We start from the raw sequence: 25260 nt of genomic DNA, 5'->3' as shown, positions 1-25260 counted from the left end.
GGGTCAGGACTGTCGTCCGATGCGGCGGATCGCGTCACGCGCCAGTTCGTCATGGGTCCTGTTGATCTGTGTCGCGCGTTCGTAGGCTTTCTGTATGTCCATGAGACGCGTCATCTCGAGGATCGGCTGCACGTTCGAGCCTTCCAGCGCGCCTTGCACAACGCTGGTGTCGAGGGAAGGAACGGCATCAGAACGTGCGCCCTGGGGGGGCACGAACAGCCCGCCGCCCAACCGCTCAAAACTCTGAATGCTCGGCAGGTCGAAGACCCCGATGCGCGCGAGCGCCACGCCGGCCTCGGAAGAAAGGGTTCCGTCCGCCGCGATTTCGACCGCGCCGGCATCCGGCGGTACGCTGATGGGGCCGCCCCCCTCGTCGAGGACCTGCGCCCCCGTCACCGTGACGAGATTTCCGTCTCCGTTGATCATGAAGCGTCCGTCCCGCCCGTAGGCGGTGCGGCCGTCTTCCGTTCGGTAGGCGAGCCAGCCAGGCCCGTTCAGGGCGACATCCAGCGGATTGCCGGTGTTGGTCAGCGCGCCGGCCCGAAGATCCACGTAAGAACCGGCGTCGATGACGAAATCGCTTCCGCCGTCAGGAGCGGTGCCGGCGGCGACATAATTCTCGAATACGACCCTCTCGCTCTTGAAGCCGGAAGTATTCGCGTTCGCGATGTTGTTCGCAGTCACCTCCAGTTCGCGCCGCATGGCGGCGGCCAGAGACAGTGCAACGTGGCTGATCGTATCCATTGGCGAAGCCGACGACGAAATAAATCTTGTCTGATCATGAATAGATCATTAGATTTGTCAAGAATAAATAAGAATAGAACCTCTTCATGTGGTACGCGCATTCAGCGGCCGTCGCCGGCCTTCTCGGTTGCCTCGCGAGCGCCGTCCTCGCCGACGTGGTCTCGGAGGCGCCTCCCGCCGAGACGGTGGGCGGGCGGATCCACGTGCAGCCTCTGGCGCTTGGCGGGCACGTCGAGGGGGGCTATCTCGCCGTCCGCGCCGAGCGGCTGGACGCGCTTGCTGCGGCGCAGGTCGCAGGTGTCGACGCAGATGACGCGGTCGCAAGGGCGCTCCTCGATCTTGCGATGTTCCATCTGGCCCGAGGCTTTGTCAGCGAGGGGCGGACGGTGGTGGAGGCTATCTCTACCGCGACGCTTGACCCCGACTTGGCGGCTCGCCGAAACCAACTTGCCGCCGCTCTGTCCGTCATTGATCCGCTTTGGCAGGGTGATGTGGCGCAGGCCGTCGCCGCGCTGGAAGGCCCACCGGATAGTGCGGACAGTGTTTTCCGGGCATACGGACTGCAACGGTTGGGCGACAACGAGGCCGCTTCGGACGTGCTTTCCGGCGCGATACGCTCCTTCGATGCTTTGCCGCCTCCTCTGGTCGAGCGCATGCTGCCCGCACTTTTTTCGGCCGCGGTGATTGCCGAGGATTGGTTTCTGGCGCACGGACTTGCCGAGCGTCTCACGCGCGTCGACCGTCATGGTGGCGGAGCGCTTTCTTATCTTCTCGGAACGGTCGCACTTGGCGGGGGTCAGGATCTTGTTGCCTTCGAGCATTTCGTGGAGGCCTCGTCCGCTCGCGATGCCTGGGGGCATAGGGCCCGGCTGGCCATCGTCCGGTTGGGGCTCGACTACGAGGCGATCGGGCACGACGAAGCTCTGGGGTTGCTGGCACGCGCGGATTCGCTCTGGCGCGGCGACGAGGACGACCTCGAGACCCTGCTCGAGATGGAGAGGGTGGCAATTGAAGGCGGGGACTCGAAGTCTGCCGCGCTAGCGCTGGGCGATCTTGTACTGCGCTACCCCAACGCGCCGGAAGCCGAGACCGCGCCCGAGAGGGCGATGGCACATGTGCGTGACTACTACACGGCCGGCACGTCTGGCGGGATTCCTCTCGAGGCGTTCATCGAAGGCCATCGAGAGTTGTCTTCGATTTTCCGTTTCACACCCGGCTACGAGCAATCATCCGAGATCTTTGCGGGCCACATGCGGGTTATCGGCGCCGCTGCCGCCGCGGCAGAGGAGTTCCGGTTGACCCGCGAGTACCTTGAGGCATCGGGGGAACTCGGGCTTCGCGAACCTGTGCCCGAGCAGTTGGACCAGCTGAGGTTGCGGGAAGCGGAAGCGCACCTTGCGAGTGGCAGGATGGAGGCGGCCGCCGAACTGCTTGACGCCGCACTCTTGTCTCAGGACGCCGCGTTGCTCGAGCGGCTGCAGCTGCTTCGCTCCCGCTATGCAAGCCGCATGGGCGAGCCGCTGGCCGACTGGGACGCCGAGCTACCCCGGTCCGAGGAAGTGCTTCGGATCGAAGCGCGCCGCCTTGTTTCCGACCGTGCCTGGGAAGAGGCCCGCGACACATATGTCGAGCTTTGGCGGATGCTAGAGGACGATCTGCCGCCTGCGGATGCGATCGGCCTCCTGGTGGCGGCGGAACGTAGCGGTGACATCCACCTTGCGGAAACGGTCGCAGCGCTGCTTGCGGGAAGGAACGAGACGCTCGCGAGGGTGCTTGTTGGAGGGGCCGCACCCAGTGCCTCGGGGCCCGACCTTGGATCCGCCTCGGCCCGTGCCTTGTTGGAACGAGCGGACGAGGCGCTGCAACGGGTCGGGGTCCTGGTGGAAGAGACGGCCACCGGCCTCGACGAGGCAAATGAAGAAACACAACAATAATTTAATTTAATCTTCCTTTAATCTTTCCGAGCAATCTCATCCGCGACCAAACACGGAAAGGATCATCCGAATGAGCATCAATTCCGCCTTGCAGAACGGCGTCAGCGGGCTCAAGGCCAACATGACGGCCGTGGTGAGTGTTTCTTCCAACATCGCGAATGCCGGCACCGACGGTTACCGGCGCAGCTTCGCACAGATGGTTTCCTCCACGGTCGCATCGTCGAGCGGTACTGCACCGCCCGGTGGCGTGAGGGCGGTCCAAGCCTCGGACATCGACGCGGACGGGCAACTTCGAACGACCAGTCGCCCCACCGACCTCGCCATAAGCGGCCCGGGCTTCTTTGTCGTGTCGAAGAACCCGAATGACCCGGCTCTTTCAAACTACATGCTGACGCGAGCGGGCTCTTTCCGGCCGGATGAGAACGGGGATCTCCGCAACGCTGCGGGGTTCTATCTCTCGGGTTTCCCCTACGACACGAACGGAACGCTGATGGCGGCGGACCGCAATTCGTTTTCGGGCCTGTCGACCGTGAACGTGGGGACCCAGACAATCCCGGGTGAGGCGACGTCCGAGATGGGGATCCGCGGCAACCTGCCATCGCAACAGACAGGTGTTGGCGCCGGCGCGCCCTTCAGGTCTTCGGCAAGTATCTACGATCCACTCGGAGCCACCCAGAGGTTGCAATTCGCGTGGACGCCCCAGGCAACGAACAACGAATGGCTCCTGAACGTCGAGGACGAGGCGGGCGCTCCGCTCGGTTCCCTGACGGTGACGTTCGCCGACACCGGGGCGGCCCCCGGGGCGCCCCTGTCCTACACCAACTTCACGAACGTCACGTCGGCCGGTGCATCTGCCGATGACGGTCTTTTCGATATCGATATCGGCGGAGGCCAGACCGTCACGATCGATCTCGGCGCGGTTGGAACCTATGGCGGCATCACTCAGTTCGCCGGCGAATATTCGCCCCTGGATGTCACGGTGAACGGGTCGTCAAGCGGTACGCTATCCCGAGCCGAAGTGACCGAAAACGGTGACGTCTTTGGTATCTTCGACAACGGCATGCGACGTGCTCTGTTCAGCGTGCCGCTTGCCATGGTGACCAACCCGAACGGCTTGCTCACGACAAATGGCAATGCCTACCTGCTGTCCAATGAAAGCGGACCGCTGGAATTGGCGTCGGCATCTGCCGGTGCGGCCGGCACGATCACGTCTGGGGCGCTCGAGTCCTCGAATGTCGAGATCGCGGAAGAACTGACGAACCTCATCCAGATCCAGCGCGCCTACTCATCGAACGCTAAGATCGTGACGACGGTTGACGAGATGCTTGACGAGACGATGCGCATCAAGCGCTGACACCTGATCGAAAGGGGCCTTCGGTAGCATGGGAATCACAAGCGCCCTCTCCATAAGTCGGAGCGGCCTTGCCGTGGTGGAGAAGCGTGCCGAGATCACGGCGGGAAACATCGCCAACGCCGATAATCCCGTCCATACTCGGAAGACTGCGCTGCAGGCGACGGATGCGGCGGGAGGGGTGCGTGTGACCGGCATCCGCCGCGAGATAGACGCGGCTGTCGAGCGCCTCTTCCGCGTCGAGCAGGCGCGCGCCGGCCGGCAGGAAGCGATCGCTTCGGGGCTTGAACTCTACACCACGCGCCTTGGCCAGCCCGGCGCGGGGACGAGCCTGACCGATCGGATCGCCGATCTTCGGTCGGCCTTCACCCAGCTTGCAAACGCTCCCGAACTGCCTGCTGCGCAGACCGGAGTGTTGATGGCGTCCGAAAGCCTTGTGCGGGAGCTCAACGATACGGCCGACGCCCTCGATGAGGCGCGGGCCCTGACCCACGAGCGGATCGGAGCATCCGTCGCGACCCTGAACTCGGGGCTCATGCGGTTGGCCGAACTGAACGGCAGGATCCCGAAGGCCGGTTCGGGAACGGATCTCGAAGCGGCCCTGCTGGACGAAGCGGCCGCGCTCGTCGACCAGTTGTCCGAAGTCGCCGATCTCCACGTCGTTTCCGACGCGTCCGGACGCCTGTCCATCTACACGGCGGGCGGTACCGAACTGCTCGCCGACCGGAACCGCAGGACCATCAGCTTCGACGAAGTGTCCGGAATGCTTCTCGCGGACGGTGTCGACATCACACCGGGCCGGCCCGGTGAGCGTGGGTTCGCCGAAGGCAAACTCGCAGGTCAGATCGAGCTGCTGAACGCGGTCTTTCCAAGGATGCAGTTGCAACTCGACGAGACCGCGCGCGCCCTGATCGAGGAGTTCTCGGCAGCAGACGCATCGCTGACTCCGGGCGCGACAGGCCTTTTCGTCGAGCGGGGAAATGCCGGTCTGCCGGCAAGCACCGACGATCTTGCGAGCCGCATAGGTGTCAACGACGCGGTCCGCCCTGAAGCGGGCGGGTTTCTTTGGCGTCTGCGCGACGGCGTGGGCGCGATCGCCCCGGGGGCCGCCAGCGACGCCACCCAGCCAAATGCCTTCGTCGATATTTTTGAAACCACGCATGGTTTCGATGCTTTGGCCGGGCTGGGCAACAACGTCACTATCGGCCAGTTCGTCGCCGGACTGGTGGCGGACCAGCAACAGACGCGCGTTTCGGCGCAGCAGCGCCAGGAGACGCTGCTTGCCAGCGCGGCGTCGATCGAGGCCGTGCGGAGCGGGATTTCCGGCGTGAACCTCGACGATGAACTTCAACGGCTTGTGGAAATCGAGCAGGCATATGCGGCCAACAGCCAAGTCATCCGTTCCCTGACGGAAATGCTCGACACGCTTCTCGCCGCGTTCTGAGGAAAAGGCCAATGACTTCCATCTCGGGCACGCTCTCGACGCTCACCGCCGCCAATTTCCGCCGGGAGACGGTCGCCGACATCCAGCAGCGGCTGGAACGCGCGAGCGAGGAGATGTCGACGGGTCGGAAAAGCGACGTCTACGCGGCGTTGGGTTTCCGTGCGAGCGAGCTGCTCAGCGTCCGCTCGAGCGCGGCCAGCAACGAGAATTTCCTCACTGGAAACCGGCTCGTGGCAAACAAGATGGAATTGATGGCCACGACACTGGGGACGGTCCGCGAAACGGTGCAGGACTTCCTCGACATCGCGATCGCTAACCGGACGACCCCGGGCCCGACGGTGCGTGTCGTGGCGCAATCCGCCAAGGCGGCCTACGAACAGGTCGTGACGCAACTCAACGCGACCTACCAGGGCGCCCATCTTTTTTCAGGGACCGAGAGCGGTCGTACGGCTCTGCAGACCTGGGGGCAGGCGAACGAAATAACGGGTCTCTCGCCAAGTGACGTGCTGGCGGGCGTCGTCGGGCCGCAGATCGTCGACGCCGCGGATGCGCAGGCCAAGCTGGATGAGGTCACACGGATATTCTCGAGTACCAACGCTGCCGCGCCGGAGACGCACTTCGAAGCCAGTTTCTACAGGGGCACACCGCTTTTGGATGCGGGCGGCGTCCCGTCTCCCCGAGTTACGGCCCGGATCGACGATGCGACGGTCCTGAACTACGGCATTCAGGCGAATGATCCGCCATTCACGCTGGCGCTGCAGGGGCTTGCGATGCTGGCTTCGGTAGATCCCGCCACGGTTTCCGACCCGGGCGCCTATCGCGTTTGGGTCGATGCGGCTGTCGAGGGGATCCTGAATGGCATTGAGGGCATCACGGGCATCGAGGCCAGGCTTGGGACGCAACAACGCACGGTCGAGGATACCATCATCCGACAGGAAGGCCGCGCAGATGTCTACGAAAAGTACATCGACGCCCTGGAAGGCGTGGATCCTTTCGAGGCTGCGACGCGGGTGAAACAACTCTCGACGCAACTTGAGGCGGCATATGCGATCTCTGCCCGGATCTCTCGCCTGAGTTTCCTCGACTACATGAGATAATGGCGGGCGTTTTGAACGTCAGACCCCACCCGGTTTCGCGATGGCATCGTCCGAAAACCGGTATCCTCGCCCAGGTACGGTCTCGATGTATCGGCTGCCTTGCGGAGTGGTGGCTTCCAGCTTCTTGCGTATCTTGCAGATGTAGACGTCGATCACCTTCTCGAAGGGCGGTACGTCAGCGATGCCATAGACCGCGTCGTAGATGGCCGACTTGGGCACCACCTTGGTCGCATTGAGGGCCAGTTGCTTGAAGATCGCGTGCTCGCGTTGAGACAGGCGCAGACGATGTCCGGCGACTTCCGGATCCCGACCGTCGAAATACGCGACGATCTCACCCACCTTCACCTCGTCCGCCGAATGGCCGTGCGATCGCCGTAGAATGGCGTTGACGCGCGCCCTCAGTTCGACGGCCTTGATCGGCATGACAACCACTTCGTCCGCGCCACGATCCAGCAGAAGTGCCGTATCCTGGGCGTTGCGGAAATCACGCATGACGACCACCGGGTTTTCGCACCCGGCCTCTCGAAGCGCCGTGATCCTCTCGTTCACTCCGGGAACCGCAGCCAAAAGCAGGGCATTGCCCAGACTATCCGGCCGATTGAGCAGGGAAAGGTCCCGCTCGAAGAATGCGTCGTCGATCGGGCTCGGGACGATCTTGTCCGACCTGAGCTCCGCCAGGAGGCTTGCGATCCGGTTTTTCCGAGGCTCGTGAACGTACACCTGCATCCAGGTACCCCTAAGCTCGCAATTGCACGAAATCACAGCACGATTCATGCTATCCTTGCGCAAGATACATGAATAAAGTTAAGAATAGCAAGTATAGAGAATGTGCTGTATGTGATGAGAAAACCGTGGTCTCACGATACGGGCCTTGGCTCCGGGGCGTGTATTCGAGGAGGGGCTTATCTTCATGCGCTTCAGATCTGCGATCAGAATGCTGGCCGGCTTGTCGGTTGGGTTGGGATTGGCGCTCCAGGCCGGGGCCGATATTTCCGGGCTGAGCCTGCCTCTCCCGTCCGGTTCGGATGTTCGCATCAAGGACATCGCCACCGTCGATGGCGTACGTGAGAACCAGCTCGTGGGGTATGGCCTTGTGGTCGGCCTGAACGGGACGGGCGACACGCTAAGAAACAGCCCCTTCACCGAAAGCTCCATCGAAGGCATGCTCGAGCGTCTTGGGGCGGGCAACTTGTCGGGAGACGAGATACGGACGCAGAACACTGCCGCCGTTCTCGTCACCGCGTCTTTGCCGGCATTCGCTAGGATGGGTCAGACGATCGATGTGGTCGTGTCCTCCATCGGCGATGCGAGCAGTCTGAGGGGCGGGACCCTTATCGTCACAACGCTGACCGGAGCCGACGGCGAGGTTTACGCTGTCGCGCAAGGGCCTATCGCGGTGGCCGGTTACGCGGCGCAGGGCATCAATGCCTCGATCGTCGAAGGCGTGCCGACCGTGGCACGCATCGAGAACGGCGCAATCGTCGAGCGAGAGATCCCCTTTGCGTTCGATCATCTGAACACGATCCGCCTGGCGTTGAGGACACCCGATTTCACCACCGCGCAGCGCGTGGAAGAGGCGATCAACGCCTACCTTGGCGCGAATGCCGCGCGCGCCCTCGATCCGACGACTATCGAGATCAACGCCCGCAACCACCCGGATCTCACGCAACTCATGGCGCATATCGAGAACCTGCGCGTGAGCCCGGACACTGTCGCGCGCGTCGTCATCGACGCAAGGTCAGGCACTATCGTGATTGGTGCCAACGTGCGGATCGGCGAGGTGGCCGTGAGCCAGGGCGGCCTCACCGTGATCGTGCGCGAAGAGATCGAAGTGAGCCAGCCGGAGCCCTTCTCGATCGGTGAGACGGTCATTGTGCCCCAGACCGAAGTGGAGGTTCGCGAACGGGAGGCGCAGTTCACCGTTCTCGAGGGCAACGTGAGCCTGCAGCGGCTCGTCGATGGTTTGAACGCAATTGGTGTAGGCGCGACCGAGACGATCTCGATCCTTCAAGCGATAAAGGCCGCGGGCGCGCTTCACGCAGATCTGGAGATCATCTGATGACGGAGGCGAGCCCGGTCGCGGTCCATGTGGCTGCAATTTCCGCTCGGCCCCTCGCGGGCGCGGCCGAGCAAACGGCGCAGGATTTCGAGGCGCTGTTTCTCTCCCAGACCGTGGATCAGCTTCTCAGGACGGTGCCGGAAGGAATGATGGGCGGTGGCCACGTCGAGGAGATGTGGCGCAGTTTCCTGGCGAACGCGATCGCAGAGGAAATGGCTGCCGGTGGTCGGGCCGGGATCGCGCAAAGCGTTGAGGCCGCCATTGCAGGCTACAGCCGCACGGAAGGGGGAAGCGAGCGATGATGGCCGACACCTGGGACACGCTGCGCAGGATGGCTGACCTTCTCGAGCACGAGAACGCGGCAATCGAGAAGGGCAACGTCGAGCTCGTGGCGCATCTCCTTGAGGAAAAGACGGCACTCGCTGCCGCGCTGGAAGCCGGAGAAGCCGAGATCGTCGCCGGCCTCGCGGGAAACGGCGCAGAGACCGAGGCGCTTCTGCGACTGCGCGTTGCGCGGCTGCGCGATCTGCTGAACCGAAATGCAGAAATCGCGGGTCGCATGTCTCAGGCCCTGCGGGACGTGGCGGCCGAGCTGACACGTCTTTCCGAACGCGACAGCCTCGGCAGGACCTATGACGCAAAGGGTGGATTGCGGCACGAAAGCAACAGGATTCTGTCAGACCGCGACAAGAAAAAAACAATAGATGAGTCCTTGTAATCCTTAATCCTGCCTTAACCGTGAGGGACAAAGTCAATCGTGCGAGCAAGAACTCGCCTACTCGTCAGAAAGACGAGAGTCCCATACCGAAGCACTGGAGAAAGCAATGTCTTCGATTAACACGAACATGGCGGCGATGAATGCGCTGTCCACTCTTCGCACCATCAACAACAACATGACCGAGACCCAGGGCCGCATCTCGAGCGGCTTCAAGGTCGAGTCCGGCAAAGACAACGCCGCCTATTTCCAGATCGCAACCACGATGCGGTCGGAGAGCAGCATGTTGTCCGCCGTCAACGAGAGCATGGCTCTCGCAAAGGGCGCGATGTCGACCGCGCGGGTCGGTGCCGAAACCCTGACCGATCTCGCCCAGCAATTCGTCGAGCGCGTCGCCTTCGCATCCCAGCCCGGCGTTGACAACGCTGCGGTCGCATCGGAGCTCACCGCGCTTACCGAACAGATGCGCACCACGATCAGCCAGTCCTCGTTCAACGGGGAAAACCTGCTTCTGGACGCTTCGGCCGGGACCAAGACCGTCACGACCGGTATCGCTCGTGCCGGTGCGACACTGAACGTGACCTCGCAGGATTTCACGATCGCGGGTCTTGAAGCCCAGGTGACCGCCCTCGAGACCGTCGCGGCGACCGTGCTGGCCGGTACTCCGGTGGAAGCCGACGTTCAGGCTGCTGACGCAGCTCTCACGGCCATCATGCAGGAGGCAACGGCGCTGGGCGTGGCCGAAAAGGCCATCGAGACGCAACAGACGTTCATCACCGAGTTGGTCGACGTGCTGGATTCCGGCGTCGGCGCAATGGTCGATGCGAACATGGAAGAAGAGGCCGCGCGTCTCCAGGCGCTCCAGGTGCAGCAGCAGTTGGCGACCCAATCCCTGTCCATCGCGAACCAGAACCCGCAGAGCATCCTCGCCCTGTTCCGGTGATCTCGGGCCGATAACACAACAGCGGGGCCCTGAGGCGCTTTGGGCCCCGCGAATACCAAAACAGCCGGTCGAACCTGGCTGAAGAACAGACAATAATCGAGCCGTTGGGCCACAAGAAGGAATGGGCAGGTACCATGAGCGTCGCAGCCTACAAGAACAATATCCGGGAAACCGAGAACCCGCGCGACATCGAGCGCCGCATCCTCCTGAGGATTGCAGGCGAGATGGATCGCAGCGCCTCCGACTACGATCACGCACAGGACCAATCGGAACGGCTCCGGATTCTCTCGGAAGGTCTCCGCGAGACACTTGCAGAGAACATCATGTTCTGGTCGGCGCTCAAACTGGACCTTGCCGATCCGAACAATCAGCTTCCGCCGGATCTGAGAGCGGCCCTGATTTCCCTGGCCCTCTGGGTCGAACGGCAAAGCAACGCGGTGATCGGTGGCGAAAAGGGCGTCGCCGCGCTTGTTTCAACCAACAGGGCCATAGCCGCTGGGCTGGCCGGCCAGACGCCCGGGCCACGCGCGGAGGAAAACTGACATGCCTCTCAAGCTGACGCTCAAGCCGGACGAATGCGTGGTGATCAATGGTTGCGTGATCCGTAACTCAAACCGGCGCCATGTCCTTACGATCGAGAGCCAGCATGCCGATGTGATCCGTGGCAAGGACCTGCTTGGGCAGGACGAGGTCGCGACGCCCGTCAGTCGGGTCTACTACCTTATCCAGACCGCCCTTATCAAAGCGGAGTTGCGCGAAAAGCTCGTCCCGGAGATCCAAAGCCAACTCGCCGTGCTCGCAACCGTCTTCGGGCCGGGACATGTGCGTCACGTTTTCGAAGCTGCGAACTGCGTGAGCCAGATGGACTACTATCGAGCGCTTTCGGAATTGCGCCCGCTGCTTGCCCGCGAGCAAGTACTCCTTGCCACCTCCGTGAAACGGGCGGCCACGGCGCGGGAGGCGCACTTGGCGGCGTCGCCATGATCCCGCTCGGAGGGATGAGCACGCCGCTGGCGCTGAAGATCGCCGAAGCAACGCGGGACCGGCAGATATCCGTCCTGCGCGATACGCCTGTTCATGCGAGGGGCATCGAGACCTTCCGAGAGCAGATCGCGGAAATCTCGACGGTCAAGCAACTGGTGGAAAACCGGGACCTGTATGTCTTCGTGATGAAGGCTTTCGACCTCGAGGACCAGATCTTTGGCAAGGCGCTCATGCGCCGCATGCTGGAAAGCGACCTGAACGATCGGACGGCCCTGGTCAATCGCCTCACCGATCCACGTTTCCGCGAAATGTACCTCGCCCTGGGCTTCGAGAACGGAGGCACTGCGAACCCGAACACAGGCAATCCGGCCTGGCAGGAGGGAATTGTCGATCGCTATCTCGAAACCGTCTTCATCAATGACCAGGCGGCTCAGAACGAGGCGCTTGGCGCGGCGTTGGAATTCAAGCGCAAGGCCGCGGCAGTCGAGACTCCGCTCGACATCCTCAAGGATCGGCAAATGGGTGCAGTGGTTCGGCTCGCGCTGGGCTTGCCGGAGTCTGTGGGCACACTCGACATCGACCGGCAGGCAAGCCTCATCAGCTCACGGCTTGACTTGGCGACGCTCAAGGACCCTGCCGCCGTGGACAAGCTGGTCAGGAAATACGTGATCCTGAGCGACGCTCTCGATACGTCCCGAGCCTCGCAGAACGCGGCAGTGCAGCTCTTATCGACGACTGCAAACGGCAGTTTCGCGCCGTTGACCATTGACATCGGCGCGATCCAAAGCGTTCCCTCTCGCCCCTATGGCTGAGGGATGCGGCGCTTCCCTCCATCAGTCGATGAGTTCTTCTTCGTCTTCATCCGGTAGCTGGATGACCTTGGCTGCGATCAGTTCGAGGGCGTAATCGACCATGGCGTTTTGCGCCTCCCGCACGTCGCGGGCCCGGACAGGCCCCATGTTTTCCAGTTCCTCGATCAGCATTTCACGCGAGCGCCCGGGAAGAGCGGCATAGAAGTGCTCCCGCAACTCCTCGCGGGCGCCCTTGAGTGCCAGTGGGACCGTGTTGCCGGACATGCCGCGGATGATCCGGCCAATATCATGGCCGCCTATCCGAACCATGTCGTCGAACGTGAACATGCGTTTCCTGATGGCTCCAAACTCCTCGGGCGCGCGTTCGACCAACTGGGCGGACACGTTTTCGAATAGCGAAGGGTCGAGCTTGTTGAAGATGTCGGCCATGCGTTTACGAGCGCTGACGGCCGTCTTGTCCTCGCCGGCGTCCAGAACATCCAGTTGGAGTGCGGCCTCGATCTCTTCCATGAGGTGATCCGGCGGCTCGTCCATCCGCATCATCCACTCGATCACCCGCAGCATCTTGTCTTCTTCGAGGAGGGGAAGAACGCGCGCGGCGAAGTCCGGCGAAAGGCAATAGAGGATCGTCGCCACCGTCGCGACCTTCTCTTCCGCGAAGTGTCGTGCCAAGACCCGTTCATCGATCTGGTTAAGCCGTTTCCAGATGTCGTTTTCGCGTGACGGCGTGGCGACCGCGCCCAGCATTTCGTTGACTTTTTCCTCCGGCATGAACGAACCCAGCATGTTGCGGGCTGCCTCGAAGGTGTCTGGCGGTACCCCGCCCGCTGCGACCGTTTCCGTGAACTCGGCCAGGACGGCCTCGGCCAGCTCGGCCGGGATCGGGCCCAACTGCGACATCGCGCGACCGATGCGCTGAAGCTCGGATTCATCGAGACGCTGCATCACCTCCGATCCGCGTTCCTCGCCCAGGCACAGTAGAAGTATGGCCACCTTTTCCGGGCCATTCAGACGCCGGGGCGGGGGTGTCTCGCGTGTGGTGCTGTGGCGGATCGAAGTCATTCGGCATTCCTTGGGGAGTGCGATCGCTATGGTGAGATCAAGGGGGCATAGCTTTCGACCAGACTTCCAGCCAGCATGTACCAACCGTCGATCAGGACGAAGAAGATTATCTTGAAAGGCAAGGAAATCAGGACCGGTGGAAGCATCATCATGCCAGCGCTCATCAGGATCGACGCGACGATAAGGTCGATGGCGAGAAACGGCAGAAAAATCAGGAAACCGATCGTGAACGCGCGCCGCAGTTCCGAGATCATGAAGGCGGGGATCAGCGAACGCCAGGCTGCGGCCTCAGCTGTGTCGGGGAGGGGGGCGGCCTCGACCCCATCCGCCCGGGCTGCAATATCCTGAAAAAGCTCGAGGTCTTGCGGCCGCGTGTTGGCGAACATGAATATTTTGAATGGCTCGCCGATGCGCGCTATGGCTTCCTCTTCGGAAAGTTCGTTCTCGATCAGAGGCTGAACGCCGCGTTCCCACGCGTCTTCGAACACTGGCTGCATCACGAAAAACGTCATGAACAGCGCCATGCTGGTCAAGACGATGTTGGGTGGGGTCTGGTTCAGGCCGAGGGCCGAACGAAGGATTGCCAGAACGATGACGAAACGGGTGAAACTCGTCATCATTATCAGCAGTCCGGGCGCGACGCTGAGAACCGTGGTCAACGCGATGAGCTGAATGATCCGGCCGCTCAGGGTCGCCCGCTCGTCGGAACCTTCCGGCGCTTCGCCCAGCACCCCGGCGAGATCGTCGAGAAGCCCGCCTGCATCTTGGGCGCTGGCCGTTTGCACCAGCAGGACCAGCGCTGCAACGGCCGCCAGAATGTACCGGAACTGGCAGACTACCGGCAGAAATGGCAAGGACCGACGATGCTTTTCCACTACGATCCTCAGTCGTTTGCGGGGATCCGCATGATTTCCGTCAGCGTCACGCCGATCCGGTCGCCCTCGGTCTGCACAAGATTGCCGCGTGCGACGAGCATGTCGTTCACGACGATGTCGACCATGTCGCCGATGCGCCGGTCGAGGTCGACAACCGAACCGCGCCCCAGTTTCAGCACCTCCGCGATCGGCATGCGCGCGTGGCCCAGAACGACCTGCACGTCCATCTGCACGTTCAACATGGCTTCGATGCCACGATTGGCACGCTGACCGACGGGTTCTTGCCTGTCATCGGGTTCCGGCACGATCTCTTCGAACAACGGTCCGGCCGATGTTTCGGGCCGCGCCTCTGCGCCCTCCTCGGCCGTCGCGGCGACCGGATCTGCGGTTTTCTTCCCGGCCGACGCCGTCTTCGTGTTCTCAGCCATGCGCCACTCTCCCCTTTTCGGTCGTCTTGGCAGGTGCCGGCCGCGTTTGGCGGAGCGCGTCAAGGAGCTGTTCCGCGATCTGGCCGAAGCTGTAGTCCATCACGCCATTATCCCACTCGACGCGTGCATCCCCGTCTGCCAGGGCCGGATCCGACGAGAGTTCCAGCGCAACCCCGGCATGGCGGTCCCGGACCGTCTCCTCGATGATCCCGCGATGCTCCTCGAGCGCCCTTTGCGAAAGGAACACCCGGATCCTCGTGGAACCCATGATGAGCCCGAGACAACGCCGGACCTCGGCGGCCGCACGATCGGTCGACCGGGTCCGCAGGATCTCGGGAACGATCCGTTCGCAAGCGACGATTGCGAATTCCGTCATCTGGGTTTCGAGCGCGGTTCGATGATCCACCGCACCCGCGCAGAGTTCCTGCATTTGGGCGGCGAGGGTGACGAGCGCGTCATGCCTTTCCGCGGCTCTGGCTGCCGCAGCCGCCTCGAGGGCCTCGGTCTTGCCATGCGCCCGTCCGGCCTCGAAGCCCTCGGCACGGGCGGCCCATTCCGCCGCGTGCAGTTCGTCTTCGGTGTAGATCGGTGCTGCCGTGTCGCACGGCGCCATGAAGCCGTCCGACGTTTCCGCGTCGAAATCTCGGTCGAACAAGTATCCCATCGCGTTCTTCTGCATCATTTCGCCACTAGCCAGCCCTTCACGGTGCGGAGCGTTTCATCGGGTTGTTGGATCACCAGGGCGGATGCCTGCCTGACGCTCTGACGAGAGATGTCGCCCACGACCGAGGATACGCGAATGGTATCTGAGGACCCTATTTCACCGGACGGCATCAGTACGGTCGCGCCGCCCATGACGTTCTCGGCGCTTGCGATTTGTGGCCTGTTTGGTGGAACACCGTCGGCTTCCAATTGCGCCGGACCGGAAGCGGGCGGGGGGTCCAGGCGCGTGGCAAGGATCTTGAGCGCGGGCCTCAGGCCGAGCGAAAGGACTGCCGCGACGATGGCCAGGGCGAAGACACCTCGCAGGATCGTGGGTACGCTTTGCATCAGTATCGAGCTGAAGGACGAGCCGACGGGGTCGCCGACGGTTTGCACGATATCGACGAACTGCAGGCTCTCTACCGAGACCGTATCCCCGCGTTGCGCGTTGAACCCGACCGCGGCCCTCACCAGCTCCTCAAGGCGGTTCAGCTCGGCCTCGTCGCGCGGCACGAACACCAACTCGCCTGCGGCGTCCTCGGTGTATATTCCATCCACGAGAACGGCGACCGATATCCGTTCTATCGCGCCGGGCTCTGAGACCATCTCGGTCAAGGTCGAGCCGATCTCGTAGTTGACGATCTCGTCGGTGCGCTGCGTTTCGTTGAGTTCGCCCGTCGCCGCAGTGCCTCCGAAATCGTCGGGCAGATTGCTTCCGACGCCCACCTCCTGCGATCCGGGACGTTGATCGCGCCCGGATTCCTCGCGCGTTTCCGTGGAACGGACAACCTGCTGTTCGGGGTCGAAGGTCTCCGATCGCGTGATGCTTCGGGTCGAGGTCAGGTCCACGTTGACCTGCACGCGCGCATTGCCGGTGCCGACGCGGGCGCTGAGGATGCTCATGATGTTTTCCGACATCCGTTCCTCGAGGGCGACCTTGCGCGACTGGAGCATGGAGGCCGGCGTCTCCTGGTCGTCCTCGGCGAGGATGGTCTCGCCGGTGGCCGAAAGAACGGTGATCCGACCGGGCGCGAGATCGGGCACGGCAGAGGCAACCAGCGCTCGGATCGCGATGGCCTGCCTCCGGCTGACGCTGTCGCCCAGCCTGCTGCGGATGATGACGGAAGCCGACGGCTCGGGCCTCGTGCGGGAAAACGCCTCGCGCTCCGGCAGGACGAGATGGACGCGCGCGGCCTCGATCCCGTCGATCGTCTGGATTGAGCGCGCGAGTTCACCCTCGAGCGCCCTCAACCGGTTCACCCGCTGGAGAAAGGTGTTCATGCCGAGGCCGGTATTCGTGTCGAACAACTCCCATCCGGGCGAACCTTCCGTGGGCAGACCGGCGTCGGCCAGCGCCATCCGTGCGCGCGCGATGTCCTCCTGGGGCACGCTGACGACAGACCCGTCGCGGGAAACCGAAACACGAAAGCCCGCCTGCTCGAGGGAGCTGACCACTCGGCTCGCGCTTGCAGGCGAGAGCTCGCTGTAGAGTGGCGCATAGGTGGGGGTAAGCGTGTAGCTCACGCCCAGGAGGACGGCCATCACCAGGGCAAAGCCAACCCCGCCCAGAAAGATAAGCCTCCTGCGCCCCAGCGCGTTGAGATTGTCGAGAAGAGCCTGCAAGAGCCTGACCTGGGCTGACGATCAACAATAAATGTGGAATATCTTCTACATCCGGCAAAAATTAAATCAAGATTTAATCTTGTAATCCTTGTAACTGCATGTAGTGTATCCTCAAGTTCCGAAAGGTACGTTCGATGAGCGAGCGGGATCCCAGTAGCGACAAATCCAAGAGATCCGTGCGAGGGCGCGTCGTCATGTTCGCATTACCGGCTCTCGCCCTGGTGGCCGCTGGTGCTGCTGCATACCTCCACTTCTTTTCGGTTGCCGACGACATGTCCCACCAGTCCGTTGATGCCGACGCTTCCGTTGAGGAAGGGATCGAGATTGCGGCCGCCGAGGGGATGGCGGAGGAGCTCACGCTGGTTCCATTGCGGGAGATCATCGTGAACATCTCCGCGACGACGGCATCCGGTGTGCGGGCGCAGCGGTTCCTGAAACTCAATCTCGCCATCGCCTACGACGAGGGCGTCGAAGGTGCGGGCCGTGTTCTGGAAAGGCAGCCATATATTCGCGACGCCTTTGTCGACTACCTTCGCCTGCTGAATGAAAGCGACCTGAGCGGTTCGGCGGGGCTTGCGCGGCTCCGCTCGGAACTTCTGCATCGTGCCCGTAGCCTCGCCGAGACAGACGCCCCGCGTGAGCTTCTCGTTGTGGACCTGGTCATCCAATGAAGGTGGGGAAGCGGTGAGCAAGTCGAACGATCTGTCGGTCGAGGAGCTGATGATCCGCGCGGCGGCGGCGCAACCTGTCCGGCTGGAGAGGCTCGATGCTGCCTTGTCGAGTTTCGGGGTCGCTCTGGGCTCGGTATTGTCCGAGCAGGGCCGCGGAAATGTGGTGTCCTGGCTCCAGAAGACCTCTTACGTCACGTGCGGCAAGGCCGCGTCGGGTAGTAGCGGGCTTTGTGTGGTTGCCGAGGCGCGCCCATGGTCGGGGGTATTCCATGTCCGGGTCGACCCGGCCGTGTTGGGCCGACTGGTCAACCGGCTCCTGCCGAGCGGTCCCGATGAGGAAAACCTGGAAACCCGCCGTCTGTCGCCAATCGAGAGGCGCATAGGCTTGAGGATGCTCGACCGCGCGGTCGCGGCATTGGCCGAACAGCTTTCGGGGGTGCGCAAACTCTCGGGACGGGCGTTGGAACTGAAAGACACACTTGAAGATATCGATATCGGGTTGCCCCATGAACGCTGTGTCGTTGCGTCGTTCGGGCTCGATCTCGATGGAGATGTCGGCACACTCGAGGTGCTGATGCCCTTCGCCCTTTTCGGGGCAGATATCGACTTGCTGTCTCGACCGGCGGGTCCGTCGCTCATTCGGGAGTCGGAGGGATGGCGCGCCGAGTTGTCCCGCATGATCACTTCGGCCGATGTCACGGTTACCGCCGTACTCGGGCAAGGCCGGGTTCGATTGGGCGAGGCGCTTGATTGGAAGCCGGGCAGCAAGCTCGATCTTGATATCGACGCCTCGCAACCGGTCAGCATCAGCATCGGCGGGCGCAGCGCCTTCCGTGGCGTGGCGGGCCGGCGCGGGACAAGATCGCTTGCGGTGAAGATTTCCGAGGAACTGAAAAAGGAGGAGGCAAGGTGACTATGACACTGATGGTCGACACGCTTATTCTCACGGCGCTGTGTGCCTGCATCGTTTATGCCGTGGTCCTGCACCTGAGGTTGCGACGCCTCAAGGATGCGCTCGAGGGTCTGCGGCCTGCGTTGGAAGGCTTTTCCGCCGCCGCCGAGCGCACGGAGGGGTCCGTGCAGTCGCTTCGCTTCGTCGCGGATCACATTTCGGCTGGCGCTCGTCGCAAGGCGGGTGGGTGGTGGACCGGTACCGAACGTGGAGAGACGGCCGCGGAAGGCCTGCGCCACGTTTCAACGGTACGCGTGCCGGCGAAACAGGACTTGATCCGTAGCTTCTTCGAGACCGCGCGGAGATCGCAGGTATGACGGTCAACGGACGAGGTCGCATCTTGCTTTCCAGCCTGGCTGCGATCTTGACGATCCCGATATCGAGCATCGCCGGCACGCTGCCGGACAAGCCCGTTGCAGGGATCGAGGACATGGCATCCGCCTTGAAGCCTGCGACACCGGGCCAACATTCGCCCGAAACGGTGTGGAAACAGTCGGAGAACCTGCCTCTCTGTACGTCCTCCGAAGAGGTTTTCGCCGTCGTCGAACGGGAGCGCACGTTGCTTGCCGAACAGCGCGCGGACCTTGATGAACGCCGCGCGACACTTGACCTGGCCCGGGAGCAGCTCGACCTCGAGGCAGACAGGCTCGCTGCGGTCCGCGACGAGATCGACGCTTTGCTCGCGCGTGTCGAAGAGGCCCAGACCGCCGATCTCGAGAGGCTCGTGAGGATATATCGGAACATGGCTCCGGAAGAAGCGGCTGCCATATTGGACGATCTGGATATGGAAACCACGGTGATGGTATTGGGAACGATGCCTGAACGCGCAGCGGCGCCGATCCTCGCCAATCTCGATCCGATGCGCGCCAGGGCGCTCTCCCGCATTTTCCTAGAACGCTCGAAACTCCCGGCTGACCAAGACTTTTCGAACATCAGGCTGCGCTGACCGCTTTGCGCAACCTGTTGAGGTGCACGCGGCATCGAATAGTCACTGGCTGTTGCTTTATCCTGAAATAATCCATCAATCAGCGATTTTTGCGTCCTAAATCTCCGTACGGAGCCGCGAGCCCGGCGGTGGCTGCCGGTCGAAGCGTCTCTGAAGGTCCATCACATATGCGATAATTTCCGCGACGGCCTTCCAGTGCTCGACCGGGATCGGCGTATCGATCTCCACGACGGCGTGAAGCATCCGTGCAAGGGCACGGTTTTCCACGATCGGCACCTCTGCTTCGCGCGCCAGTTCGCGGATCCGCGCCGCGACGCGGTCGGTGCCCTTGGCCACGCACACGGGAGAGGCATCGCGCCCGACCTCGTATCGAAGGGCGACGGCGAAGTGGGTCGGGTTGGTGATGACCACGGTCGCGGTAGGCACGGCCGTCGCAATCCGCTGACGTGCCCGCTGCCGCCTGATGCCCGCGCGCTTGGCCTTGATCAGCGGGTCGCCTTCGCTGTCCTTGTGCTCATCGCGAACCTCCTTGAGCGTCATGCGTTGCTTCTTGAGCCAACGCGCTCGCTTCCAGATGATGTCGGCCACGGCGATACCGGCTAGGATCGTTCCCGTCGCCAGCAGCATGCCCGCCGATGCATCGGCCGAATGTTCCATGATCCGTTCCGGAAGAAATCCCGGCACCTGCCAGATCGCCGTCACGGCAGCACCGCCCAGCCAGATACCTACGCCCGCGACCACAACAAGCTTGGCGAGGTTCTTGAGGAACTCGACCAGCGTGTCGGCAGAGAACAGCCGTTTGAAACCCTCGATCGGAGAAATCCTAGAGACCTTGGGCTTTGTACGCTCCACGGCGACCACCGTATCTCCCTGGACGATCACGCCGAAGATCGCCGCGAGGAACATCACGGTCATGGCCGGCGCGAGGATCGCGACGGATCCCACGACGAGCATGTCTATGACCCCACCCAGATCGCGTAGTCCCGCGGGCCCCGCGCCGACTTCGATCAAAGCCGCGCCGTCCACGAGCCGTGCGAAGAGCTCGGATAACCTAGGAAACACGGTCGGTGCGAGGTAGTATACGATGACGAAGAGCGACAGGACCGTCATGGCCACCGACGGTTCCCGCGAGCCGGCGACATCGCCTTTCTGCCGTGCCTTTCGGAGTTTCTGCTCCGTGGGCTCTTCGGTCTTGCTGCTTTGGTCTTCCTGATCTGCCATGAGCGCCCGGTCAGAAGCTGAGTGTTGCGAGCCAGTCCCTGAAGAACTGCAGAAAGCCCGTGAAAAGGGCGGGGCCGCTCAGGGCGAGCACAAGCAATGCCGCCGCGATAAGGACCGGCACCGCCACGAAGAATACGGGCAGGGTCGGAAGCATCTTGTTCGCAAGGCCCAGCGCAAGGTTCAGCAGCAGGCCCAGAACGTAAAAGGGTGCCGTGATCGACACCGCGATCCAGAAACTGGTCGAGACCCCGCGCGCAATCTGGTTGGCCATGTCACCCGGCATGATGAGACCGACGGGAAAAACGTCGTAGCTCATGAGAAGTGCGCCGATGATCACGTGGTGCAGGTCGGTGGCGAAGATCAGGGCGATACCGGCCATCAACAGCCCGCTCGCAACCATGGTCGAGCCCTCGAAAGAGCCGAGTTGCGGCCCGAAGGCGTTGGCCAGGCCCGCAACGATGCCGATCTGGTAACCCGCGAATTGCAGCGCCGACAGCAGGATGCGCGCCGACAGCCCTATCCAGAGGCCCACGGCGATCTCGATGCCGAGCAAGGCGAACAGCTGTGCGGGATTGTCGGCGGTCATGGTTCCCACCGGCGTCACGGGCATGAATGCGGCCGAAAGGGCCAGGGCGAATATCAGGCGATGGCGAACGGGGACGGCCTGTTCGCCGAAGCCCGGCATGAACATGAGTGCAGCGCCAAGCCGCGCGAAGACGAGGGCGAAGGCCAGGAACTGTTCGGCAAGGAAGACCTCCAGATCCATTTCATCCGCCGATCCGCGCAACGGTCTTCAGCACGGCCTTGCGGTGGATCTCGTTGTGAGAGACGACCTGTGTCGCCGGGCTGCAACGTTCCAGCATGGACCGCACGAAGCTGCGGACCTCCGGGCTGACCAGGACCGCTGGCCATTCGTCGTGCTGTGCGAAGCGCTGGATCTCTTTTCTAGCTTCGAGGACAAACTCCTGAACGCGCTGGGGGGACATCACAAGTGAGCGATCATCGCCGTTTTGCCGGAGGGCTTCGGAAAACTCCCGCTCCCACGACGGGTTGAGCGCGATGACGGGCACGAAGCCTTGCGGATCGGTCAGGGACTTGGAGATTTGGTTGGCGAGACGTTGACGGACATGGTTCGTCACACGGGTGACATCACTGGTCTTGCGGGTCGCTTCCGCCACGGCCTCGACGATGCCAGGAAGGTTTCTGATCGAGACGCGCTCGGACAGAAGCGCCTGAAGCACCTGCTGCAAAAGGATCGTCGGCTGACCGCCCGGGATGTCGGACGCGAGTTTCTGATAATCCCGGTCAAGCCCTTCGATAAGCTCCTTCGTTGCGCCGTATGTGAGGAGATCCGGCATGTGATCCTTGAGGATCTCCGTGAGATGCGTAGTGATGACACTCTCTGGGTCGACGACCGTGAGGCCGCGTTCTTCGGCCGCGTCGGCCGTACCGCGATCCACCCACAGCACATCGAGCCCGAAGGTCGGGTCCTTGGCGCGTTCTCCATGGAGATCCTTCGAGTCCTCGCTGCTGGCGATGACCATCATGCTTCCCGGACGGATGTCGCCGCGCGCGATCTCCACTCCGTGGAGCAGGATGGCATAGGTGGTCCCCGGAAGGTTCGAGTCATCGGTAATGCGGACCGATTGAAGGACGAAGCCGAAATCCCGGGCGAAGAGTTTCCGCAGGCTCTTGATCTTGGCCGGGAGGCCGGCCTCGGGGCGGTTGACCATGGAAACCAGCGCGTCACCCATGCAAAGTCGAATATCGTCGAGTTTCATGGTCTGTGCGACGCTTTCCTCGGTCGCGTCGTTGGCTTCCGCCGCCGCCTTTTCGCGGGCCGCAGCGTTTTCTTCCGCGGCGGTCGATCGTTGCAGGGTGTATCCCAAGCCCGCCAGGAGCGCGGCAAGCGCCACGAAAATGGGCGCCGGGAACCCCGGCAGGAGCGCGATCCCCAACAGGAGTGCCCCCGCCATGTAAAGCGCCTTGGGATAGCTGCCCAACTGGGACAGAACGGCTTCGTTGGTCGCGCCCTCGGTGCCGCCCTTGGTCACCACGATGCCGGCAGCCAGCGACACCAGAAGCGCGGGGATCTGGGTTACCAGCCCGTCACCGATCGTGAGGATCGTGTAGACGTTCGCTGCTTCCCCCATGGTGAGCCCGTGTGACAGGACCCCGATCAGGATGCCGCCTATGAGGTTGATGAGCGTGATGATGATCCCCGCCACCGCATCGCCGCGCACGAACTTGGACGCGCCGTCCATCGCCCCGTAGAAGCTCGTCTCGTCCTCCAGCTCCTCCCGACGGCGTCGGGCCTCGCTTTCGTCGATCATGCCGGCGCCCAGATCGGCATCGATCGCCATCTGCTTGCCGGGCATGGCGTCGAGGGCAAAGCGGGCGGAGACCTCGGCAATTCGGGTGGAACCCTTGGAGATCACGATGAAGTTGATCACGACGAGGATCGCAAAAACGATGATCCCGATCACGAAGCTTCCTGTCGCGATGAACCGCGAAAAGCCTTCGATGACCCCGCCCGCGGCATGTGTGCCGGTGTGGCCCTCCGAAAGTATGAGGCGTGTCGAGGCCACATTCAGCGATAGCCGCAGCATCGTAACGACCAGCAGCAGCGTGGGAAAACTGTTGAAGGCTAGAGGGCGTGGCACCCAAAGCGCCACCATCAGGATCAGTGCCGAGAATGACAGCGAAACCGCGAGCCCGAAGTCGAGAAGGATCGGCGGAAGCGGCACGAAGAGTACCGCCAGCACCATCGCGATGCCGACGGCAAAGGCGATGTCCCGGTTCGCATTTCCGAAGGGTACGATCGCCGCGACCCCGGACACCCTTGCGCTCATCCCGACGTCTCCTCGGCGACGCTCCGGAAGGCTGGCAGGATTGGCTGGAGATCCTGACGACTGTAGAGGCCGCGCCGTCCGGCTCCCGTGCCGTCCGACAAGGCCGCCGCCCAGAAGCCACCCTCGAGTGGCGTAGGCGGTTGGTCGTGAGACGGGACGTCGACGGATGAACCCGGCACGGACCGGGCCAGTGCCGCGAACTCCTGCAGTCGTTCGTTCGCAACGAGCAGGTTTCTTTCCAGCGAGGCGAGGTAGACGGACCGAAGTTCCGGCGTGAAGGAATGATAGCTGCCCGCAGCGACCTCCCAGTCACCGGTCCTCTCGAAGAGCTCGCGCAGGAAGCGGGCGGCGTAGTCGACGTTCCGGACTGGATCGAAGCCTTGGGACAAGTCTTGGAACGCATCGGGATGCCAGCGCAGGTTGACCTGCATGCAACCGACATCAATCGATTGCACGCCCGAGGCTTGCCTGTCCCGCACCCATTCCATGGCCGCCTGCGGATTCTCGAACAGGCGACCTTCGCCCGCCGCGTTCACGGCCCATGGCCAGACAGTGAGCAGGCCGTCGCGTCGTGTCCCCGCCTCCTGCAGGCCGATCCCGAGCAGCAGGTTGTCGGGAATGCCGTGGCGGTCCTGCGCGTCGAGGATCGCGCGGATGCAGATCGCTGAATCCCGCGGTGCGTTCCGCGTTGACCCTTCGGATGACGCGTCGGCTGCCGCATCGGGAGGCGAGTAAAAGGTTTCCCAACCTCCGGCGAAATCGGGCGTGACGGCGAACACGAGCGCCAGGAAGACAGACGCCCGCCTCATTGTCCGCCCGAAACGATGAGGTCGAAAACGGTATCCGACAGTTGCGACAGCGTCGCGTACATGAAGGGAGCCGAGGCCACGATAGCGACGAATATGGCCGCGATCTTCGGCACGAAGGTCAGTGTCATTTCCTGGATCTGAGTGAGGGCCTGGAAGAAGGCGATGCCGAGCCCGACGATCGTGGCCACCGCGAGAACGGGGCCCGATGCGATCAGGGTGGCCCAGATCGAGTCTGCGAAGATGGCATATACGTCTGCTTCGTTCACCGTGCGCGCCCCCCAAATCGGCGTGTCAGAGCGGCATCCGCAGGATTTCCTGGTAGGCCTGCACGAACTTGTCCCGCATCGAGACCGCCACCCTCAGCGTGGTCTCAAGCTCCATCGTCGCCTCAACGACGGTTTGCGTGTCCAATTCGCCGCGCAAACCGGCAGCGGCAATCTGTTCCGATGTCCGCGCGGTGTTCACAGCGTCGGCAGCCACGTCCCGCAATACCGTGGAAAACCCTCCGGCATCGCCCTGTTCGACCTGCGAGGGCCCGAGACCCTGGCTGCTCCGGTATGCGCTCTGAATGGACGCCGTGGAGAGAACGGAGGAAATGTCGGTCATGGTGGGCGACTTACTTCAGAAGATCGAGCATCTGGCGCCGCATCGTGCGAGCGGCCTCGTACATGTTCATGTTCGCCTCGTAGCTGCGCGAAGCCTCGCGCATGTTGTTCATCTCGATGATCGAGCTGACATTGGGGGTTCGGACATATCCGTTCTCGTCGGCCGCCGGGTGCCCGGGGTCGTAGCGGAGTGGAAACTCGGACTGATCGCGACCGATCTCTTCGACCCGCACAAGCAGGGCGCCCGTGCTCCGGTCGAGCACCTCTCCAAAAGTGACGGTCTGACGACGGTATGGCTCTTCGCCCGCGGTGGTGCCGGTCGAGTTGGCATTCGCCACGTTCTCGGCCGTGACCTTCAGCCGGTGGGCCTGTGCGTGCATCCCGCTGGCGGCGATTGCCGAAATCGATCTCAGTGGGTCCACTTTCGTGTC

At 62.8% G+C, this 25260-nt stretch carries 29 protein-coding genes; 15 read left to right on the top strand and 14 right to left on the bottom strand.

Annotated features, from left to right (window positions below; translation table 11 throughout):
- Window positions 1-3 precede the first annotated feature (3 nt).
- Window positions 4-744: a flagellar basal-body rod protein FlgF gene (gene flgF, locus N8I71_RS15955; protein ID WP_262879006.1), complete on the bottom strand. Its 741-nt coding sequence runs from the start codon at window positions 742-744 to the stop codon at window positions 4-6.
- 86 nt (window positions 745-830) lie between these two features.
- Here flgF and N8I71_RS15950 point away from each other — a divergent pair, with 86 nt between their 5' ends.
- The 4 genes from N8I71_RS15950 (at window position 831) to N8I71_RS15935 (ending at window position 6570) form a co-directional block, all read left to right on the top strand.
- Window positions 831-2678 carry a hypothetical protein gene (locus tag N8I71_RS15950; RefSeq protein ID WP_262879005.1) on the top strand — a complete coding sequence of 616 codons (1848 nt, stop codon included), beginning with the start codon at window positions 831-833 and terminating at the stop codon, window positions 2676-2678.
- A gap of 70 nt (window positions 2679-2748) precedes the next feature.
- On the top strand, window positions 2749-4032 hold the full coding sequence (locus tag N8I71_RS15945; protein ID WP_262879004.1) for a flagellar hook protein FlgE: 1284 nt from the start codon (window positions 2749-2751) through the stop codon (window positions 4030-4032).
- A gap of 28 nt (window positions 4033-4060) precedes the next feature.
- The gene (flgK, locus tag N8I71_RS15940; RefSeq protein ID WP_262879003.1) at window positions 4061-5473 is read left to right on the top strand and encodes a flagellar hook-associated protein FlgK; all 1413 of its coding nucleotides are present in this window, start codon (window positions 4061-4063) and stop codon (window positions 5471-5473) included.
- Window positions 5474-5484: 11 nt separating this feature from the next.
- Entirely contained in the window at window positions 5485-6570 is a 1086-nt protein-coding gene (locus tag N8I71_RS15935) for a flagellin N-terminal helical domain-containing protein (protein WP_262879002.1), read from the top strand.
- Window positions 6571-6588: 18 nt separating this feature from the next.
- Here N8I71_RS15935 and N8I71_RS15930 read toward each other — a convergent pair whose 3' ends face one another.
- The gene (locus tag N8I71_RS15930) at window positions 6589-7296 is read right to left on the bottom strand and encodes a response regulator transcription factor (RefSeq protein ID WP_262879001.1); all 708 of its coding nucleotides are present in this window, start codon (window positions 7294-7296) and stop codon (window positions 6589-6591) included.
- A 184-nt stretch (window positions 7297-7480) separates the two neighbouring features.
- On the opposite strand from N8I71_RS15930, the gene N8I71_RS15925 reads away from it, so the two are divergent.
- The 7 genes from N8I71_RS15925 to N8I71_RS15895 all read left to right on the top strand — a co-directional run bounded on the left by N8I71_RS15925 (window position 7481) and on the right by N8I71_RS15895 (window position 12083).
- On the top strand, window positions 7481-8629 hold the full coding sequence (locus N8I71_RS15925) for a flagellar basal body P-ring protein FlgI (protein ID WP_262879000.1): 1149 nt from the start codon (window positions 7481-7483) through the stop codon (window positions 8627-8629).
- Entirely contained in the window at window positions 8629-8931 is a 303-nt protein-coding gene (locus N8I71_RS15920) for a rod-binding protein (RefSeq protein ID WP_262878999.1), read from the top strand. The genes N8I71_RS15925 and N8I71_RS15920 overlap by 1 nt, the downstream gene beginning before the upstream one ends.
- Window positions 8928-9347, top strand: a complete 420-nt coding sequence (locus tag N8I71_RS15915; protein ID WP_262878998.1) for a hypothetical protein — start codon at window positions 8928-8930, stop codon at window positions 9345-9347. Before N8I71_RS15920 ends, N8I71_RS15915 begins: the two co-directional genes overlap by 4 nt.
- Before the next feature lie 127 nt (window positions 9348-9474).
- Window positions 9475-10287: a flagellin N-terminal helical domain-containing protein gene (locus tag N8I71_RS15910; RefSeq protein ID WP_262878997.1), complete on the top strand. Its 813-nt coding sequence runs from the start codon at window positions 9475-9477 to the stop codon at window positions 10285-10287.
- Between the two features lie 134 nt (window positions 10288-10421).
- The gene (locus N8I71_RS15905; protein WP_262878996.1) at window positions 10422-10829 is read left to right on the top strand and encodes a flagellar biosynthesis regulator FlaF; all 408 of its coding nucleotides are present in this window, start codon (window positions 10422-10424) and stop codon (window positions 10827-10829) included.
- A gap of 1 nt (window position 10830) precedes the next feature.
- Window positions 10831-11271 (top strand): flagellar biosynthesis repressor FlbT, encoded by a 441-nt coding sequence (locus tag N8I71_RS15900; RefSeq protein WP_262878995.1) that lies wholly within the window; start codon window positions 10831-10833, stop codon window positions 11269-11271.
- 14 nt (window positions 11272-11285) lie between these two features.
- A complete protein-coding gene (locus N8I71_RS15895) occupies window positions 11286-12083 on the top strand; it encodes a DUF1217 domain-containing protein (protein ID WP_262878994.1) in 798 nt (265 codons plus the stop codon).
- A gap of 21 nt (window positions 12084-12104) precedes the next feature.
- Here N8I71_RS15895 and N8I71_RS15890 read toward each other — a convergent pair whose 3' ends face one another.
- The 5 genes from N8I71_RS15890 to fliF form a co-directional block, all read right to left on the bottom strand.
- On the bottom strand, window positions 12105-13145 hold the full coding sequence (locus N8I71_RS15890) for a flagellar motor switch protein FliG (RefSeq protein ID WP_262878993.1): 1041 nt from the start codon (window positions 13143-13145) through the stop codon (window positions 12105-12107).
- 26 nt (window positions 13146-13171) lie between these two features.
- Window positions 13172-13963: a flagellar type III secretion system pore protein FliP gene (gene fliP / locus N8I71_RS15885; protein WP_262879062.1), complete on the bottom strand. Its 792-nt coding sequence runs from the start codon at window positions 13961-13963 to the stop codon at window positions 13172-13174.
- A gap of 65 nt (window positions 13964-14028) precedes the next feature.
- Window positions 14029-14448, bottom strand: coding sequence for a FliM/FliN family flagellar motor switch protein (locus N8I71_RS15880; RefSeq protein ID WP_262878992.1), 420 nt, complete (start codon window positions 14446-14448; stop codon window positions 14029-14031).
- Window positions 14441-15112, bottom strand: a complete 672-nt coding sequence (locus N8I71_RS15875; RefSeq protein ID WP_262878991.1) for a FliH/SctL family protein — start codon at window positions 15110-15112, stop codon at window positions 14441-14443. The genes N8I71_RS15880 and N8I71_RS15875 overlap by 8 nt, the downstream gene beginning before the upstream one ends.
- 14 nt (window positions 15113-15126) lie before the next feature.
- Complete coding sequence (gene fliF / locus N8I71_RS15870; RefSeq protein ID WP_262878990.1) at window positions 15127-16773, bottom strand: flagellar basal-body MS-ring/collar protein FliF; 1647 nt, start codon at window positions 16771-16773, stop codon at window positions 15127-15129.
- 134 nt (window positions 16774-16907) lie between these two features.
- On the opposite strand from fliF, the gene N8I71_RS15865 reads away from it, so the two are divergent.
- Genes N8I71_RS15865 through N8I71_RS15850 form a run of 4 tightly spaced genes read left to right on the top strand, consistent with a single transcriptional unit; the run spans window position 16908 to window position 19342 of the window.
- The gene (locus N8I71_RS15865; protein ID WP_262878989.1) at window positions 16908-17444 is read left to right on the top strand and encodes a flagellar basal body-associated FliL family protein; all 537 of its coding nucleotides are present in this window, start codon (window positions 16908-16910) and stop codon (window positions 17442-17444) included.
- 13 nt (window positions 17445-17457) lie between these two features.
- Window positions 17458-18357, top strand: a complete 900-nt coding sequence (locus N8I71_RS15860) for a FliM/FliN family flagellar motor switch protein (protein ID WP_262878988.1) — start codon at window positions 17458-17460, stop codon at window positions 18355-18357.
- Window positions 18358-18368: 11 nt separating this feature from the next.
- Complete coding sequence (locus tag N8I71_RS15855) at window positions 18369-18713, top strand: hypothetical protein (RefSeq protein ID WP_262878987.1); 345 nt, start codon at window positions 18369-18371, stop codon at window positions 18711-18713.
- A complete protein-coding gene (locus N8I71_RS15850; RefSeq protein ID WP_262878986.1) occupies window positions 18710-19342 on the top strand; it encodes a MotE family protein in 633 nt (210 codons plus the stop codon). The genes N8I71_RS15855 and N8I71_RS15850 overlap by 4 nt, the downstream gene beginning before the upstream one ends.
- A 96-nt stretch (window positions 19343-19438) precedes the next feature.
- On the opposite strand, the gene N8I71_RS15845 is transcribed toward N8I71_RS15850, so the two are convergent.
- Genes N8I71_RS15845 through flgC form a run of 7 tightly spaced genes read right to left on the bottom strand, consistent with a single transcriptional unit; the run spans window position 19439 to window position 25251 of the window.
- On the bottom strand, window positions 19439-20563 hold the full coding sequence (locus N8I71_RS15845; protein ID WP_262878985.1) for an EscU/YscU/HrcU family type III secretion system export apparatus switch protein: 1125 nt from the start codon (window positions 20561-20563) through the stop codon (window positions 19439-19441).
- Between the two features lie 10 nt (window positions 20564-20573).
- On the bottom strand, window positions 20574-21329 hold the full coding sequence (locus N8I71_RS15840; protein ID WP_262878983.1) for a flagellar biosynthetic protein FliR: 756 nt from the start codon (window positions 21327-21329) through the stop codon (window positions 20574-20576).
- Window position 21330: 1 nt separating this feature from the next.
- Window positions 21331-23415, bottom strand: a complete 2085-nt coding sequence (gene flhA / locus N8I71_RS15835; RefSeq protein ID WP_262878982.1) for a flagellar biosynthesis protein FlhA — start codon at window positions 23413-23415, stop codon at window positions 21331-21333.
- Complete coding sequence (locus N8I71_RS15830) at window positions 23412-24194, bottom strand: transglycosylase SLT domain-containing protein (protein ID WP_262878981.1); 783 nt, start codon at window positions 24192-24194, stop codon at window positions 23412-23414. The genes flhA and N8I71_RS15830 overlap by 4 nt, the downstream gene beginning before the upstream one ends.
- A 26-nt stretch (window positions 24195-24220) precedes the next feature.
- Entirely contained in the window at window positions 24221-24490 is a 270-nt protein-coding gene (gene fliQ / locus N8I71_RS15825) for a flagellar biosynthesis protein FliQ (protein ID WP_262878980.1), read from the bottom strand.
- A 25-nt stretch (window positions 24491-24515) separates the two neighbouring features.
- Window positions 24516-24830: a flagellar hook-basal body complex protein FliE gene (locus tag N8I71_RS15820; protein ID WP_262878979.1), complete on the bottom strand. Its 315-nt coding sequence runs from the start codon at window positions 24828-24830 to the stop codon at window positions 24516-24518.
- A gap of 10 nt (window positions 24831-24840) precedes the next feature.
- Window positions 24841-25251 (bottom strand): flagellar basal body rod protein FlgC, encoded by a 411-nt coding sequence (gene flgC / locus N8I71_RS15815; RefSeq protein ID WP_262878978.1) that lies wholly within the window; start codon window positions 25249-25251, stop codon window positions 24841-24843.
- Window positions 25252-25260 lie beyond the last annotated feature (9 nt).

The sequence above is a fragment of the Roseicyclus sediminis genome (assembly GCF_025515305.1).
In the GTDB taxonomy this organism is placed as follows: domain Bacteria; phylum Pseudomonadota; class Alphaproteobacteria; order Rhodobacterales; family Rhodobacteraceae; genus Roseibacterium; species Roseibacterium sediminis.
This window is presented reverse-complemented; position numbering and strand designations above follow the sequence as displayed.

Excerpts from the sequence above, each read along its gene's own strand:
- flgF (WP_262879006.1), bottom strand. The coding sequence starts at position 744 with ATGGATACGATCAGCCACGTTGCACTGTCTCTGGCCGCCGCCATGCGG.
- N8I71_RS15950 (WP_262879005.1), top strand. The coding sequence starts at position 831 with ATGTGGTACGCGCATTCAGCGGCCGTCGCCGGCCTTCTCGGTTGCCTC.
- N8I71_RS15945 (WP_262879004.1), top strand. The coding sequence starts at position 2,749 with ATGAGCATCAATTCCGCCTTGCAGAACGGCGTCAGCGGGCTCAAGGCC.
- flgK (WP_262879003.1), top strand. The coding sequence starts at position 4,061 with ATGGGAATCACAAGCGCCCTCTCCATAAGTCGGAGCGGCCTTGCCGTG.
- N8I71_RS15935 (WP_262879002.1), top strand. The coding sequence starts at position 5,485 with ATGACTTCCATCTCGGGCACGCTCTCGACGCTCACCGCCGCCAATTTC.
- N8I71_RS15930 (WP_262879001.1), bottom strand. The coding sequence starts at position 7,296 with ATGCAGGTGTACGTTCACGAGCCTCGGAAAAACCGGATCGCAAGCCTC.
- N8I71_RS15925 (WP_262879000.1), top strand. The coding sequence starts at position 7,481 with ATGCGCTTCAGATCTGCGATCAGAATGCTGGCCGGCTTGTCGGTTGGG.
- N8I71_RS15920 (WP_262878999.1), top strand. The coding sequence starts at position 8,629 with ATGACGGAGGCGAGCCCGGTCGCGGTCCATGTGGCTGCAATTTCCGCT.
- N8I71_RS15915 (WP_262878998.1), top strand. The coding sequence starts at position 8,928 with ATGATGGCCGACACCTGGGACACGCTGCGCAGGATGGCTGACCTTCTC.
- N8I71_RS15910 (WP_262878997.1), top strand. The coding sequence starts at position 9,475 with ATGGCGGCGATGAATGCGCTGTCCACTCTTCGCACCATCAACAACAAC.
- N8I71_RS15905 (WP_262878996.1), top strand. The coding sequence starts at position 10,422 with ATGAGCGTCGCAGCCTACAAGAACAATATCCGGGAAACCGAGAACCCG.
- N8I71_RS15900 (WP_262878995.1), top strand. The coding sequence starts at position 10,831 with ATGCCTCTCAAGCTGACGCTCAAGCCGGACGAATGCGTGGTGATCAAT.
- N8I71_RS15895 (WP_262878994.1), top strand. The coding sequence starts at position 11,286 with ATGAGCACGCCGCTGGCGCTGAAGATCGCCGAAGCAACGCGGGACCGG.
- N8I71_RS15890 (WP_262878993.1), bottom strand. The coding sequence starts at position 13,145 with ATGACTTCGATCCGCCACAGCACCACACGCGAGACACCCCCGCCCCGG.
- N8I71_RS15880 (WP_262878992.1), bottom strand. The coding sequence starts at position 14,448 with ATGGCTGAGAACACGAAGACGGCGTCGGCCGGGAAGAAAACCGCAGAT.
- N8I71_RS15875 (WP_262878991.1), bottom strand. The coding sequence starts at position 15,112 with ATGGGATACTTGTTCGACCGAGATTTCGACGCGGAAACGTCGGACGGC.
- N8I71_RS15865 (WP_262878989.1), top strand. The coding sequence starts at position 16,908 with ATGAGCGAGCGGGATCCCAGTAGCGACAAATCCAAGAGATCCGTGCGA.
- N8I71_RS15855 (WP_262878987.1), top strand. The coding sequence starts at position 18,369 with ATGGTCGACACGCTTATTCTCACGGCGCTGTGTGCCTGCATCGTTTAT.
- N8I71_RS15850 (WP_262878986.1), top strand. The coding sequence starts at position 18,710 with ATGACGGTCAACGGACGAGGTCGCATCTTGCTTTCCAGCCTGGCTGCG.
- N8I71_RS15845 (WP_262878985.1), bottom strand. The coding sequence starts at position 20,563 with ATGGCAGATCAGGAAGACCAAAGCAGCAAGACCGAAGAGCCCACGGAG.
- N8I71_RS15840 (WP_262878983.1), bottom strand. The coding sequence starts at position 21,329 with ATGGATCTGGAGGTCTTCCTTGCCGAACAGTTCCTGGCCTTCGCCCTC.
- flhA (WP_262878982.1), bottom strand. The coding sequence starts at position 23,415 with ATGAGCGCAAGGGTGTCCGGGGTCGCGGCGATCGTACCCTTCGGAAAT.
- N8I71_RS15820 (WP_262878979.1), bottom strand. The coding sequence starts at position 24,830 with ATGACCGACATTTCCTCCGTTCTCTCCACGGCGTCCATTCAGAGCGCA.